Raw genomic sequence first — 13,959 nt, forward strand, 5'->3', positions numbered from 1 at the left:
ATAATTATTTTGTAAATTATAAATTTTTATGGTTTTTTTCTCTTTTTTTTGTGTAAAATAAATATATACGTATGACAGTAAAACATGAATACAGCTAGATGAGTACGTTGTACTATGCGAAACCATACTATAAGGAGTGGTTTTTTGAAACCTACAACAGATCGTATGCTAACTCGTATTAAATCAGTTTACATGTTTATTAATGAAAAAGGAACTGTCACAACAAAGGAGCTAGTAGAAGAATTCGGAACAACTCAAAGAACAATTCAACGAGACCTTCACGTACTAGCATTCAACAATTTAGTACGCAGTCCTAGTCGAGGTAAATGGACAACAACAAAAAAGAGAGTTAAAATTTCGTAGCCAACTAATTTAAAATATAGGAAATGATATAAACGTGCAATGTAATGAAGTTCCAGTTCCAGTTAAATCAAATACTTTTAATCTCAAATACAAATAGTTTTTTTCTAAAAACTAACCAAATGAGATTTTATCAGTAGAAGGTACATGAACTCTAATCGTCTACGTGTTTATTACTTTGTACAAATAAATAACAATCAATCATAAACAACTAATATTAATTATAAAAGCTATTACATACGGACCTAAAACAGGTCTTTTTCTTTGCAATTCAACTATAAAATTGAGAAAAGAACATAAGGATTTATTTTCACCCGACTCACAACACCGTTCATATCGATCTCCTATACGTCGTTTCAGTTTTATATTACAATGGCAGATGTGTACCCACACAATGAACTATCACCTAGTAATTCCTATCATTAGCACAATAAAAAGTGCCATTATTAATGGCACTTAACATTATCCTTAACAAACATGACGAACTTATAGCTAATCCGATATTGAAGTGTTTCCCGTTTTTAACAAATCTATTTCTTCATCTGTCAACTCTCGATATTCTCCAAGCTCAAGTGATTCATCTAATTTAAGACTTCCCATCTTAAGACGTTTTAAATATGTTACTTTTTTTCCAACAGCTTCAAACATTCGTTTCACTTGATGAAACTTTCCTTCTGTTATCGTTAATTCTATTTCAGAACGAATACCAGATCTTATAATCGTTAAGTGACCTGGTTTTGTTATATACCCATCATCCAATTGAACACCGTTTTTAAATGCAGTAATATCTTCTTCTGTTACTTCCATATTAATAATTGCATAATACGTCTTCGGTATATGTTTTTTAGGAGATAAGAGCTGATGAGCCAGCTTACCATCATTTGTAATAAGTAAAAGTCCCTCCGTATCTTTATCAAGTCTCCCAACTGGAAATGGTTCGTAGATTACATCCTCAAATTCAAGTAAATCAATCACCGTTTCATGTCTTTCATCCTCAGTTGCAGATATAATCCCTTGAGGTTTATTCATCATTAAATAAATGAACTCTTTATATTCAACTATTTCACCAAGTAAAGAAACTTGTTGTTCATTTGGATTAATATGAGTTTTTGCATCTTTTATAATCACACCGTCTACTTTGACAGCTCCTGACTTTAATAGTTTCTTTACTTCTTTTCTACTACCATAACCAACGTTTGCCAACAATTTATCAATTCTCATTTTGACAAACTCCCTCCTGAGATTGTTTTTCTGCTCGCTAATTTTTTCATCATTTTATTCTTTACCAACAGCCTGCCTTTTTCGTGAAAATGGTAGTCTATTTCCAAGTAAAAGATATAATAATTTTGTACGATAACTTAAATAAAAATAACTCGCTCCGCCGGTTATAGCACATATGATTACAATACCAATCGATAAAACTCTGCTACTTTCAGACGATATTCCTAAGCTGGACATGATGAATAGTGTAGTGGCAACTACAATGACCATGATAACCGTAAAAACAGTCATTAACATAGTTCTACGAATTACTAAATGATAACTATAATTAGCATATTTGCGAATAACCCAAAAGTTAAATAGCACACTAACTGCATAGCCTAGCCCTGTACCAATAACAGCTCCGATTTCTCCAAGCTGGATAATAAGAATATAGTTTAAGCATAGTTTAACAAAAAGTCCGATTCCTAAACTAATCACCGTAAATTTCTGTTGATTGATTCCTTGCAAAATAGCCGCTGTCACAGAAAATAGAGCAAATAAAATGGCAACAGGTGCATACCAGCGTAATATCTTCCCACCAATTTCTACATCTTCAAGTCCGAAAAACATGATATATGCTGGATCAGCTAATAGAGATAACCCAATTACAGCTGGGAAAGTTACAAAAAACACAATTTGAAAAGTTTGATTTAAATGTCTTGTTAACAACTGTCCCTTCTGCTCAACAAATGCTTTTGTAATTGTCGGAATTAAAGCTAGCCCAAAGGATACAGCTAAAGATACAGGAATCAATACAAGTTTATGGGTTTGAAACGTTAAAATACCAAAGGCACTTTCAGCAACATCAGCTTTGCCAATTGCCCCCATCGCCCGATTAAAAGTAAACATATCTATAGCTTGAAATAGCGGGTTTGCAATTCCAACAAAAACAAATGGCGCTGCATATAAAAGGAGCTCTTTATACATATCTGTTAAAGACACTTGTACTTGCCCTTTTGCATGCGTTAAAGTTTGATTAAGATGATCTCTTCGTTTATACCAATACCAAATTAATGCCCCCAAACCACCTAGTGCACCAATAAAAGCTCCAAACGTCGCAAAACTTATTGCTACTGTCACACTCTTATCTAATATAACAACCACGATAAATGTACTCATTAGGATAAATAGTATTCTAGCTATTTGCTCAATGACTTGGGAAACAGACGTTGGACCCATCGATTCATGACCTTGGAAAAAACCACGAATTAAACTCATTACAGGAACGATTAATAGTGCAAAACTTACAGATCTAATAACGAGAGCTACGTCTTCTTCTGAAAATGTATTCTCACCCTCTGAGATGACAAAAGGAGTAATCAGAGGAGTAATACTATATAATAACAAAAATGATAGGATACCAGTAATAAGCATAACGATCTTTCCTGATTCGAACAGTCTTCTACTTACTCCGTATTCTCCCATAGCATTATACTTGGCTACATATTTTGAGACTGCTAATGGGACACCAGCTGTAGCTATGCTTAAAAAGATTGTATATGGGACATAAGCATATGAAAACAATGTTGTCCCTTCAGACCCAACAATTGCAGTAAAAGGAATGACGTATAATATACCCAACACCTTGGATAGCATTGTACCTAACGTTAAAATAAAAGTACCTCTTAAAAGCTTCGAACTCATATGATCACTACCCTATCATTTAACTTCAAAAAGTAAAATTAGTATAAATACTTATGTATTGTATCATAATGATCACTTTCATGTTGCATTTGTTACAGTTATAATGGTTGGTAGTTTAGAAAAGCTTGTTCCTATAATCGACTTAAAATCGCTCCACTTTCCAGTGAGTCACAGTGGATGTCGTCACCATCCTTTTTTGACACGTCTGAGGTGTTTTTTGAACCTTCTTTTTAGATAGCTTTTGACCTTAAGGGAACAGTGGATGCTGTGGACAAAGAGGAAATAGCTCGAGTAACATCACTAGAAGGTAGATTAGGCTTTCGGATGTAATGTGTAGTGATCGGTAGGGCATAGTGGATAGTTCAGTAAGTAGTGTATAAACAGCTTAATCGGTAACCTTTGTAGTCATTGACTAAGAGAGCGCCTTTCGCCTCGATAGTCATTGACTACAATAAATTAGACTAAGTAATATAACTAGCCAATATCAATAGCATGGTTAAAGCAGTTTTGAACAAATAACACATTTCGTATTTAAACATAAGGTTGGTGTAATGCTATGAAATATGATGTAGTTGTAATCGGTGGAGGTCCATCAGGCCTAATGGCAGCCATTGCAGCAGCAGAACAAAAAAAACACGTTTTATTACTTGATAAAGGAGAAAAGCTTGGCAGAAAGCTAGCAATTTCAGGTGGTGGACGCTGTAATGTAACTAACCGTCTACCAGTGGATGAAATAATTAAACATATCCCAGGTAATGGCCGTTTTCTCCATAGTGCTTTCTCGATTTATAACAATGAAGATATCATCTCTTTTTTTGAACGGCTAAAAATACAACTAAAGGAAGAAGACCACGGAAGAATGTTCCCGATAACAGATAATGCCCAATCTGTTGTTAATGCTCTTCTTGATGAGCTTAGGCGTTTAAAAGTCCATATAAGAACAAATACACCTGTAAAAAAAGTAATATATGACGATGGAAAAGTAATAGGTGTGGAATTAAAAAATGATGAACTTATCCGTGCTAAAAGTGTAGTAATCGCAGTTGGTGGTAAATCAGTTCCGCATACAGGATCAACTGGGGATGGCTATGAATGGGCTAAAAAAGCAGGACATACGATTACCGAACTTTATCCAACAGAAGTGCCAATTACATCTAATGAACAGTTTATTAAAGAAAAAACATTGCAAGGTCTTTCCTTACGAAATGTTGAATTAAAAGTGGTAAACCCAAAAGGGAAAAATGTCATTGCACATCAAATGGATATGATTTTTACACATTTCGGCATATCGGGTCCAGCTGCACTGCGCTGTAGTCAATTTGTATTAAAAACAATGAAGAAATTTAATCTAAAAGAAGTAGAGATGCAACTTGATGCACTACCAGGCAAAAATACTGAGCAACTCTTCCAAATGATATTAAGGAAAATGGAGAATGAACCGAAAAAAGCAATTAGGAATGTTTTGAAAGGTATCGTGCCAGAAAGATATTTACTATTTTTATTTGATAAGAATGACATTGATCCACAATCCACAATGTCACATATAGCCAAAGACAAGCTTCGGTCTCTTGTTGTCGACTGCAAACAATTTTCTTTTAAAGTAAATGGGACTTTATCAATTGAAAAAGCCTTCGTTACGGGTGGCGGCGTTTCTGTAAAAGAAATTAATCCGAAACAAATGTCTTCGAAGCTAACGAGAGGGCTATATTTCTGTGGGGAAATTCTTGATATCCATGGATACACAGGTGGCTATAATATTACAGCCGCATTAGTCACAGGAAGACTAGCTGGAATGAATGCAGGTGAAAATGCTAACTAGTTGTTAGGGGCAAAGTAATTATTGACCGATTTACATTGTTTATCGGTCAATTTCATTCTTTTAGGGGTCAATGCCCTACTTTAATCGTACTGGACAAAAAAACAGAGTAGAGAAAAACACCTCTTTCTCTACTCAGAATAGATCACTTATGCTTTATCCCCGGACCATTCTAACATACCACCAACCATATTTTTCACATTATAACCTTGCTGCTGCATGTATTGACATACACGCTCACTTCGCGCACCAGAACGACATATGAATATATATTCTTCATCTTTTAAAAAGTGATCGAGATGATTAGGGATATCCCCCATTTTTATATGCTTTGCACTAGGAATAATACCTGTAGCTACTTCATCATCTTCTCTCACATCTACTAAGTTTAGCTTTTCTTCTCTATTCAACTTCTTTTCTAACTCAGTTGTTGAAATCTCTTTTACCGAATTCATCATATAGAAAAATACCTCCCTTTATAAAAACATTTCCACATTTATTATAGTTTTAAGTATGCACAAAGGATCAAAAGAATATCTCTTTGTAAAATAAAGCAACAAGCACCTTAAATCGAAATGACAACAATTCGCTATAGCCCACAAAGTGTGGGCTATTTTTAAAAGGAATTTGAGGCGCTCGTCTTTTAAATAGACTGTTTTCGCATTTATTTTTGCTTTTCGTCCTTAGACATAGACACTTATACAACTAGCGTTCGTCGCATCTTTTCTTCTGTACAACGATAACTAACATATAAAACCACTTTTCATGGTACTAAATATGTTAAAGATAGCTACAAAGTTTACGAAAAGAGCCATTAAATATTAATTTGCAACAATGTTAACCAATTTTCCAGGAACAGCAATGACTTTACGTACTGTTTTCCCTTCAATTTGTTCTTTAACCTTCATGTCATCCATAGCGATTTGTTCAAGTTGTTCTTTTGAAATCTCAGTAGGGACATTCAACTTGGCACGAACTTTTCCGTTAATTTGTACAACAATCTCAACTTCATTATCAACTAGCTTAGCTTCATCGTATGCAGGCCATGCACTATATGCAATCGTTTCGGAATGTCCTAGCTTTTCCCACAGTTCTTCAGCTACATGTGGGCATATAGGTGCAAACAACTTTACAAAGCCTTCGATATAACGTATTGGTAAATCATCAGCTTTGTATGCTTCATTGATAAATACCATCAACTGTGAAACAGCTGTATTAAACCTTAACCCCTCATAGTCTTCCGTTACCTTTTTTACAGTTTGATGATACGTTTTCTCTAATGCACCAGTATTGTCATTAGCAACGATTTTCGAGCTTAAGTTGCCGTTATCATCCATAATTAATCTCCACACGCGGTCTATAAAACGACGAGCTCCATCTAAGCCAGTTGTTGACCATGCAATTGATGCATCAAGTGGGCCCATGAACATTTCATATAACCTCAGTGTGTCAGCCCCGTGACTAGCGACTATGTCATCTGGATTAACAACATTCCCTTTTGATTTACTCATTTTTTCATTGTTTTCTCCAAGAACCATACCTTGGTTAAATAATTTTTGGAAAGGTTCTTTCGTTGGTACAACACCGATATCGTATAAGAACTTATGCCAGAATCGAGCATAAAGCAAATGTAATACAGCATGCTCTTGCCCACCAATATATATATCGACCGGCAGCCAATCTTCTAATTTTTTAGGATCAGCTAGTTTTTCTTCGTTTACTGGGTCAATATAGCGTAAATAATACCAGCAACTTCCTGCCCAGTTAGGCATCGTATTTGTTTCACGACGACCTTTTCTTCCAGTCTTTTCATCAACCACATTTACCCAGTCAGTAATTTTTGCTAGAGGTGATTCCCCAGTACCCGAAGGTTTAATGTCATCAACTTTTGGTAGTGTTAACGGTAATTCCTCTTCCGGGATCGCTTCAATCGAGCCGTCTTCCCAATGGATGACCGGTATTGGCTCTCCCCAGTATCTTTGACGACTAAACAACCAATCACGAAGGCGATAAGTAATCTTCTTTTCTCCTCGATCATTTGTTACTAACCATTCAATCATTTTAGAAATGGCCTCTTCTTTATTTAACCCGTTAAGGAAGTCTGAATTCACATGTTCACCGTCTCCAGTATATGCTTCTTCAGAAACGTTGCCACCTGCTACAACTTCTGTAATCTCCAGTCCGAATTTTGTGGCAAACTCCCAGTCACGCTCGTCATGTCCTGGAACAGCCATTATTGAACCAGTACCATAGCTCATCAACACATAATCTGCAATCCAAATCGGCATTTTTTCATTATTTACTGGATTTATTGCATATGCACCAGTAAACACACCTGTTTTATCTTTAGCCAAATCTGTACGTTCTAAATCACTTTTGCTTTTTACTTTGTCTACATATACATTCACTGCTTCCTTTTGCTCATTAGTTGTAATAATGTCTACTAAAGGATGCTCTGGTGAAAGTACAGCATAAGTAGCACCGAATAAAGTGTCCGGACGAGTAGTAAACACTGTGAATGTTTCCTCTGAATTTGCAATATTAAAAGTAACCTCAGCACCTTCTGAACGTCCGATCCAATTGCGTTGCATATCCTTTACGCTTTCTGGCCAGTCTAGATCATCTAAATCTTCTAATAAACGATCAGCATAAGCAGTAATTTTTAACATCCATTGCTTCATTGGACGCCGTTCAACAGGGTGACCTCCTCTTTCACTTTTACCATCGATCACTTCTTCATTAGAAAGTACTGTACCGAGAGCTGGACACCAGTTCACTGCAACTTCATCAATATAAGCTAACCCTTTTTCATAAAGCTTTAAGAAAATCCATTGTGTCCACTTATAATAGTTTGGATCAGTCGTATTCACTTCACGTTCCCAATCATACGAAAAACCTAAAGATTTAATTTGTCGACGAAAAGTTTTAATATTATGTTCGGTAAATTCAGCTGGATCATTCCCTGTATCTAATGCATATTGCTCCGCAGGTAAGCCAAATGCATCCCAGCCGATAGGGTGTAAAACGTTAAAACCTTGCATGCGTTTCATTCTAGATATAATATCAGTTGCGGTATACCCCTCTGGGTGACCTACATGAAGACCTGCTCCAGAAGGGAACGGAAACATATCTAAAGCATAAAAGTTTTCTTTTCCTTTATCTTCAGATGTTTTGAATGTTTTGTTCCCTTCCCAATATGATTGCCACTTCTGTTCAATTTGTTCATGATTAAAGCCCATTGTATTTCCTCCTTACAAACATCTTAATTACAAATTTAACCATTTAAATAAATTAAAAAACCTCCCATCCCTAAAAAGGGACGAGAGGATTAGAATTAATTCTTCCCGCGGTACCACCCACATTAGTGTCATAATATGACACTCGCTTTTCATTCCATAACGCGGACAACGGCAAGCATTACTTAAGAGGATTTGAGAATACCTCCGAATTTTCACACTTGCAACTTAAAGGTGAGTTCATGAATATACAACGTCTGGCTTGCACCACCCGCCAGCTCTCTATTACGTGTAACATTCATTACTATTCCTTATCACTGTTGTTATATCATTATCTTTCATCATTATTATGTATTGTATAGAATTTAAAATAAAACTGCAAGTTGTATATAGAAATTTTTTCAAAACTAACAAATTACCTATCACATCATCTTGATATCCTCTTGTTGATTTTGTCGGTTTAACCTGTAATCATATGAGGTAGTCGTTATAATTGATATCACCAAGAAGATAATTAAAACGATGAATAATATATTCATTCCATAAATATCAGCCAGCAATCCACCAAGGAGTGGCCCAACCATTCTTCCCCCTGTAGCTGTGCTATTTACAATACCTTGTTGAACTACTCACCACTTAGCTTCGCTTGAAGTGGGAGATTCCTGCGAACACTAGCTTAACCGCAAGTTATTTAGCAGGCTCTACGGGTAGTCCCAACAAAACACCTTAAAGTCCCCCAGAACAAACTGAATATATCCATGTGAAAATTCCTAACTGTTTACAATATTTCTTAATTAACGAAGGCTGCTTTCGTATGATTACATATTATCTTTTCTACTTATACAGTTATTGAGCTCTCATAAAACTCATCATACTGTCCAAGTTTAAGTATTACTGTCTTTTGCATTGATTATTGTTTTTCATATTAAGATATAAACTCAAGCGTTCTTGGTATCTATTCTTCTGTACATCGATGACTAACATATAAAGCAACTTTTAATAGTATTAAATTGGTAAAAAGCAGTATTTACAAAAAAGCCTTTAGTAAACATAGCTACAGAGTTTGCGAAAAAAGCCTAACAAAAGCAGTGCCCATAATTGCTAACACTGCTTTCTAATTATTATTACTTTATTTATTTTTGTGTTGTTTTGATTTTACTGGTTGCCCCTTTTCGGCGTAATTTTGCTTAGCAATTTTTTTAGGATCAAACTCACGACCTAATTCAATATCATTATTATTTATTCCATTTTTCGTTTTCTGTTCAGGATTGTTTTGTTTAGATCTTTTTTTCATAATACCTCCAGCTATATTGAAAATTCCTAATGATCTTGTAAGATCATCTCGTTCTGTAGTTCCTGAATTTGTAGCCGCATTCTGTGCAATTGTTCTTTTTGTTGGGCATTACAGCTAAGAGCAAGATGAGCTAAATCATTATTTGCATTCTCTAGCTGCTGCTGTGCTTGGGAAAATTCATAATCATTGTAATGTTCTTGTCTTCTCGCCTCAGTTAATTGCTCTTCCGCAAAGTTTAATGTTTCTTCACACCTGTGAATAAATTCTTGTACTGACTGACGTGTAGCCATCTACCTACTTGCCTCCTTTATTTCGATTTTAATTCAATAATTAGTTTTACCTATTCGTTCTTTTCTATCATTTATGACTCCATCTAATCATTTCCAACACAATAATTACATTTGTATAAATTTTATTAATCGTGATAAAATGCTTAAGATATGGATGTTGGCTAAGTTACAGCCGATTTGTGCTATTCTTTGGAAATTTTTATAAGGAGGTTACTGACTTGACTCAGAATAACCTATTTCAATATGCTACTGATGATAAACGATACCATACTTGGAATTACCATTTACGACAAACATTTGGCCATAAAGTTTTTAAGGTTGCCTTAGATGGAGGATTTGACTGCCCCAATCGAGACGGCACTGTTGCTCATGGAGGATGCACATTTTGTAGTGCAGCAGGCTCAGGAGATTTTGCAGGAAATCGTGTTGATGATCTTATTACGCAATTTCACTCAATAAAAAATAAAATGCATGATAAATGGAAAGATGGAAAATATTTAGCTTATTTCCAAGCATATACGAATACACATGCCCCTGTTGATGTCTTAAGGGAAAAATTCGAATCTGTGTTAAATTTAGATGGGGTTGTTGGACTATCAATTGCAACAAGACCTGATTGCTTGCCTGATGATGTAGTAGAATATTTAGCAGAATTAAATGAGAAAACATATTTATGGGTGGAGCTAGGATTACAGACGATGCACCAACGTACAGCCGATCTTATTAATCGAGCACATGATTTAGCTTGCTATGTTGAGGGCGTACAGAAGCTTAGAAAGCACAATATTAATATTTGCTCTCATATTATTAACGGCTTACCTCAAGAAACAAACGAAATGATGATGGAAACGGCTAAATTTGTTGCTGGATTGGACGTTCAAGGCATGAAAATTCATCTATTGCACTTGTTAAAAGGGACACCTATGGTCAAACAATACGAAAAGGGCTTACTTGAATTTTTATCATTCGAGGATTATGTTAATTTAGTATGTGACCAGTTGGAAATTTTACCACCTGAAATGGTCATTCACCGTATTACCGGTGATGGTCCAATCGATTTAATGGTTGGTCCAATGTGGAGTGTGAATAAGTGGGAAGTTCTTAATGCAATTGATGCGGAACTAAAGCGTCGTGACAGCTATCAAGGTAAGCACGCAGTAAACAAGGTGAGCATTAAATGAAATTAGAACGTGTCTTACCGTATATGAGAACATTATTACAAGCAACATTATCTAAAGGTGATCTCGCAATCGATGCCACAGTTGGAAATGGTAATGATACATTATTTCTATCCCAGCTTGTCGGAGAATCTGGACATGTCTATGGGTTTGATATTCAAGAACAAGCAATTTTAAATACAACTAAGCTGTTAGAAAATCATGATGTTTATAACAGAGTTACACTATATGAGGCTAGTCATGATACAATCATCGATACGATCCCAAATCAGCTACACGGTCGTATAAAAGCAGCTGTATTTAATTTAGGATATTTGCCTGGAGGAAATAAGGAAATTGTAACAAAGCCCACTAGTACTCTTCATGCTCTAGAACAGTTGTTATCGGTTTTGGCGATAGGAGGAATTATTATAATTGTTATATATTCTGGGCACCCTGAAGGAAAAATTGAGCGTGATGAAATATTACATTATGCTTCCACTCTCAATCAAAAGAATGCCAGTGTATTACAATATAAGTTTATTAATCAAGTTAATAATCCACCTTTTATTATTGCAATTGAAAAACGCTAAAGCCCAATATAAATTGGGCTTTAGTCATGTTATTGTAAGAAATTCTTTATCCGAATTACATTACAAAATGGTTTACCCTAATTCGGTTTGGCTGTTGCCACATTCAAATTTGGTTTCCAACGTTGTAGCCTTCGATATGCACGACCATTAAAATAAAAAAACTTTGATATTGATCCGCCAAGCTTAATAATCTTCTTAGCTGCTTGCTTAACATCCTTTTGTTTACTAACCTTTTCATCTGATAAATAAATGCCTAATAACCCTCTGTTAATTAGACGATGGAACTTCTCGTCAGGTAACCCAGCTGTATTTTTGTCTGCCTCTTCAACAAAATGGATAAATCTCTGAATCATTTGTTCCTGATTCCTATAATAAAAACAAAAATTCAAATCTCCACCTTGTCGATCTTCTTCCTGGTCAATGAAATAATCCAGTAGTATGTGCAGACCTTGAATATATGGAAAATAACTATTACGAATTTTCTGCGCCATACCTTCTTCAAAATTGTCATTAAAGGAATAGGCAACTAAACAAAAGATTCCTAATGTAGATCCTGAACAAGCTGAAAATTCGTACCACTCCATTTGTGGTAACTGCGCTTCATAATCTTCAAACCACTTTTCCAAACGTGGTACCCGTTCTTCGACAGTTACATGTTTATGGACTTGTAGATCACAATAGTAAAGAGATAACTCTAGTAAATAAGGAGCAATCTGTTCATAATGCTTACTCTTTTGTAAAATTCTTTGACAAGTAGTTACTAAATCATGTAAATATCCACCATCAGCTTGTTCATCACGGTATCTATAATAATTTTCCTTCTCACTGTGAATTGTAAGTGCATGCGGCATTGAATTATGTAAGGCACGAAAATCATTTGGATCAAGTGATGTACTGCGATCGCATAAATTATCTAAATAATCGCTGATCGTTTGATATGCGACAATAAATTCTATACAATCATCCAGGTGCTCTTTCGCAAGCAGTGCCAAAATAGATCCACCTTCACAATGAAATGTCTTGTCATTTATGCTAGCAATTGCCTGCTTTCTAAGCTCTTTATTCGGTATATTTTCCGCTTTGTGTCGCCAATATGCTAAATAATGATGTACAGTAGGTAATACCTCTTTATACACTTTTTTCATCAAGCCTACTGGTTCACTTGGTATTTTCAAAAAATCACCTCTATGTATCAATTCAAGTTTTCATATAGCTTAATTTCTTTTTCAACAAAACTTTTTGCGTAGTTAAACACATTTTCACGTTCTGGCTCATTAAAAATTTCATGGTATAAACCAATCCACTCTTTATATGTTTTATCTGTACATTTTACGTGATCAAACCACTCTTTTACAACAACTTTATCAACAATTTTATCGCTACCACCTTGCATTAGCAACAACGGTATATCAGGTAGTTTATGAATGTTTCGATAAGCTAGTTTCATGGCCTTCAATAATTCATGATACCAACGAACCGACACTTTTGTAACGTACAATGAATCATTATTATCCTGCTCTTGAATATCTTTATTACGAGTAGCTATTTCAGCAGATAACTTTGCTTCAAACAGTTTTTCAGGAAATAGGTAATTTAACCCCTTTGAGACCCACTCCAAACCCTTTGGAGGATGTTCCACTAGCCCTAAGCAAGGAGAAGAGAGCATTAAACCATGAATAGGTAATTGTTTTTCCTGCATGGCTCTAATTGCAACAAGTCCACCCATACTATGACCTAATATAAAAACAGGGAGGTTAAATGTAAGTGCTTCTTGCACCCACATTTCTATTTCCTCTATATAATCATCAAAAGAATCAATATGACCACGATGTCTTCTTCTTGACGTACCTTGTCCAGGTAAATCCCCCATAGCAACATGCATACCGATCGACCTCCACATCTCTAGAAGCCACTTATACCTCCCTATATGCTCACATGCACCATGAATGATTACGATCACCCCTAGAGGCTGTTCAGCATGCCATAATCTCATTATGATCCCCCCTTAATCGTATAATAAATTCATTTCGAATGTGTTAATAATTTGTTACACTTATTTAAAACTATACTTAGTAAGAAATGCGAAGCCGACTTGTACAGCCCCAACAAGCGTTGGAGTCAATGACCATGAAGGCGCTTTTTGCCTTCGGGTTTATTGGTGAAGCGACTCGAGGAGATAGGCACTGAAGCTGGACTGCTAGAAATGCGAAGCCGACTTGTACAGCCTCGAAAAGCGTTGGAGTCAATGGCCATGAAGGCGCTTTTTTGCCTTTGTGGCCATTGGCGAAACGACTCGAGAGGCTAGG

14 protein-coding genes and 1 other annotated feature are annotated in these 13,959 nt (G+C 35.6%); of the genes, 5 read left to right on the forward strand and 9 right to left on the reverse strand.

Translation table 11 applies throughout. The annotated features are described in order from the left end of the window. The first annotated feature begins 144 nt into the window (after window positions 1–144). Window positions 145–363 (forward strand): DeoR family transcriptional regulator, encoded by a 219-nt coding sequence (locus tag ACSVDA_RS08475; protein WP_214481683.1) that lies wholly within the window; start codon window positions 145–147, stop codon window positions 361–363. 489 nt (window positions 364–852) lie between these two features. Here ACSVDA_RS08475 and ACSVDA_RS08480 read toward each other — a convergent pair whose 3' ends face one another. Next, window positions 853–1,581, reverse strand: coding sequence for a pseudouridine synthase (locus ACSVDA_RS08480; RefSeq protein WP_485882401.1), 729 nt, complete (start codon window positions 1,579–1,581; stop codon window positions 853–855). Window positions 1,582–1,635: 54 nt separating this feature from the next. Continuing rightward, window positions 1,636–3,267, reverse strand: coding sequence for a putative polysaccharide biosynthesis protein (locus ACSVDA_RS08485; protein ID WP_485882403.1), 1,632 nt, complete (start codon window positions 3,265–3,267; stop codon window positions 1,636–1,638). A gap of 556 nt (window positions 3,268–3,823) precedes the next feature. On the opposite strand from ACSVDA_RS08485, the gene ACSVDA_RS08490 reads away from it, so the two are divergent. Continuing rightward, entirely contained in the window at window positions 3,824–5,086 is a 1,263-nt protein-coding gene (locus ACSVDA_RS08490; protein WP_485882405.1) for a BaiN/RdsA family NAD(P)/FAD-dependent oxidoreductase, read from the forward strand. Window positions 5,087–5,232: 146 nt separating this feature from the next. On the opposite strand, the gene ACSVDA_RS08495 is transcribed toward ACSVDA_RS08490, so the two are convergent. From ACSVDA_RS08495 to ACSVDA_RS08515, 5 genes are all read right to left on the reverse strand, one after another. After that, window positions 5,233–5,538: a rhodanese-like domain-containing protein gene (locus ACSVDA_RS08495; RefSeq protein WP_485882491.1), complete on the reverse strand. Its 306-nt coding sequence runs from the start codon at window positions 5,536–5,538 to the stop codon at window positions 5,233–5,235. Window positions 5,539–5,904: 366 nt separating this feature from the next. Continuing rightward, a complete protein-coding gene (gene leuS, locus ACSVDA_RS08500) occupies window positions 5,905–8,322 on the reverse strand; it encodes a leucine--tRNA ligase (RefSeq protein WP_485882407.1) in 2,418 nt (805 codons plus the stop codon). Between the two features lie 73 nt (window positions 8,323–8,395). Next, window positions 8,396–8,646, reverse strand: a binding site (T-box leader). Between the two features lie 95 nt (window positions 8,647–8,741). Then, a complete protein-coding gene (locus ACSVDA_RS08505) occupies window positions 8,742–8,903 on the reverse strand; it encodes a hypothetical protein (RefSeq protein ID WP_485882409.1) in 162 nt (53 codons plus the stop codon). 545 nt (window positions 8,904–9,448) lie between these two features. Next, a complete protein-coding gene (locus ACSVDA_RS08510; protein WP_485882410.1) occupies window positions 9,449–9,613 on the reverse strand; it encodes a glycogen biosynthesis protein GlgD in 165 nt (54 codons plus the stop codon). A gap of 26 nt (window positions 9,614–9,639) precedes the next feature. Further along, a complete protein-coding gene (locus ACSVDA_RS08515; protein ID WP_320211001.1) occupies window positions 9,640–9,903 on the reverse strand; it encodes a YtzC family protein in 264 nt (87 codons plus the stop codon). 218 nt (window positions 9,904–10,121) lie between these two features. On the opposite strand from ACSVDA_RS08515, the gene mnmL reads away from it, so the two are divergent. Further along, complete coding sequence (mnmL, locus tag ACSVDA_RS08520; protein ID WP_485882412.1) at window positions 10,122–11,084, forward strand: tRNA modification radical SAM protein MnmL/YtqA; 963 nt, start codon at window positions 10,122–10,124, stop codon at window positions 11,082–11,084. Beyond that, window positions 11,081–11,653 (forward strand): tRNA 5-(aminomethyl)-2-thiouridylate-methyltransferase MnmM, encoded by a 573-nt coding sequence (gene mnmM / locus ACSVDA_RS08525; RefSeq protein WP_485882414.1) that lies wholly within the window; start codon window positions 11,081–11,083, stop codon window positions 11,651–11,653. The genes mnmL and mnmM overlap by 4 nt, the downstream gene beginning before the upstream one ends. 77 nt (window positions 11,654–11,730) lie before the next feature. Here the strand turns inward: mnmM and ACSVDA_RS08530 are convergent, their stop codons facing one another. Both ACSVDA_RS08530 and ACSVDA_RS08535 read right to left on the reverse strand, forming a co-directional pair. Next, the gene (locus ACSVDA_RS08530; RefSeq protein ID WP_485882416.1) at window positions 11,731–12,828 is read right to left on the reverse strand and encodes a tetraprenyl-beta-curcumene synthase family protein; all 1,098 of its coding nucleotides are present in this window, start codon (window positions 12,826–12,828) and stop codon (window positions 11,731–11,733) included. 17 nt (window positions 12,829–12,845) lie between these two features. Continuing rightward, window positions 12,846–13,646 carry a lysophospholipase gene (locus tag ACSVDA_RS08535; protein ID WP_485882418.1) on the reverse strand — a complete coding sequence of 267 codons (801 nt, stop codon included), beginning with the start codon at window positions 13,644–13,646 and terminating at the stop codon, window positions 12,846–12,848. 165 nt (window positions 13,647–13,811) lie between these two features. Between ACSVDA_RS08535 and ACSVDA_RS08540 the strand changes: the two genes are divergently transcribed. Beyond that, complete coding sequence (locus ACSVDA_RS08540; protein WP_485882420.1) at window positions 13,812–13,958, forward strand: hypothetical protein; 147 nt, start codon at window positions 13,812–13,814, stop codon at window positions 13,956–13,958. Window position 13,959 lies beyond the last annotated feature (1 nt).

It is taken from the genome of Cytobacillus sp. Hm23 (assembly GCF_051842895.1).
GTDB lineage: Bacteria > Bacillota > Bacilli > Bacillales > SM2101 > Nanhaiella.

Coding starts and splice junctions, on each gene's coding strand:
- ACSVDA_RS08505 (WP_485882409.1), bottom strand. CDS start 8,903: ATGGTTGGGCCACTCCTTGGTGGATTGCTGGCTGATATTTATGGAATG.
- ACSVDA_RS08535 (WP_485882418.1), bottom strand. CDS start 13,646: ATGAGATTATGGCATGCTGAACAGCCTCTAGGGGTGATCGTAATCATT.
- ACSVDA_RS08515 (WP_320211001.1), bottom strand. CDS start 9,903: ATGGCTACACGTCAGTCAGTACAAGAATTTATTCACAGGTGTGAAGAA.
- ACSVDA_RS08495 (WP_485882491.1), bottom strand. CDS start 5,538: ATGAATTCGGTAAAAGAGATTTCAACAACTGAGTTAGAAAAGAAGTTG.
- ACSVDA_RS08480 (WP_485882401.1), bottom strand. CDS start 1,581: ATGAGAATTGATAAATTGTTGGCAAACGTTGGTTATGGTAGTAGAAAA.
- mnmM (WP_485882414.1), top strand. CDS start 11,081: ATGAAATTAGAACGTGTCTTACCGTATATGAGAACATTATTACAAGCA.
- ACSVDA_RS08510 (WP_485882410.1), bottom strand. CDS start 9,613: ATGAAAAAAAGATCTAAACAAAACAATCCTGAACAGAAAACGAAAAAT.
- leuS (WP_485882407.1), bottom strand. CDS start 8,322: ATGGGCTTTAATCATGAACAAATTGAACAGAAGTGGCAATCATATTGG.
- ACSVDA_RS08485 (WP_485882403.1), bottom strand. CDS start 3,267: ATGAGTTCGAAGCTTTTAAGAGGTACTTTTATTTTAACGTTAGGTACA.
- ACSVDA_RS08490 (WP_485882405.1), top strand. CDS start 3,824: ATGAAATATGATGTAGTTGTAATCGGTGGAGGTCCATCAGGCCTAATG.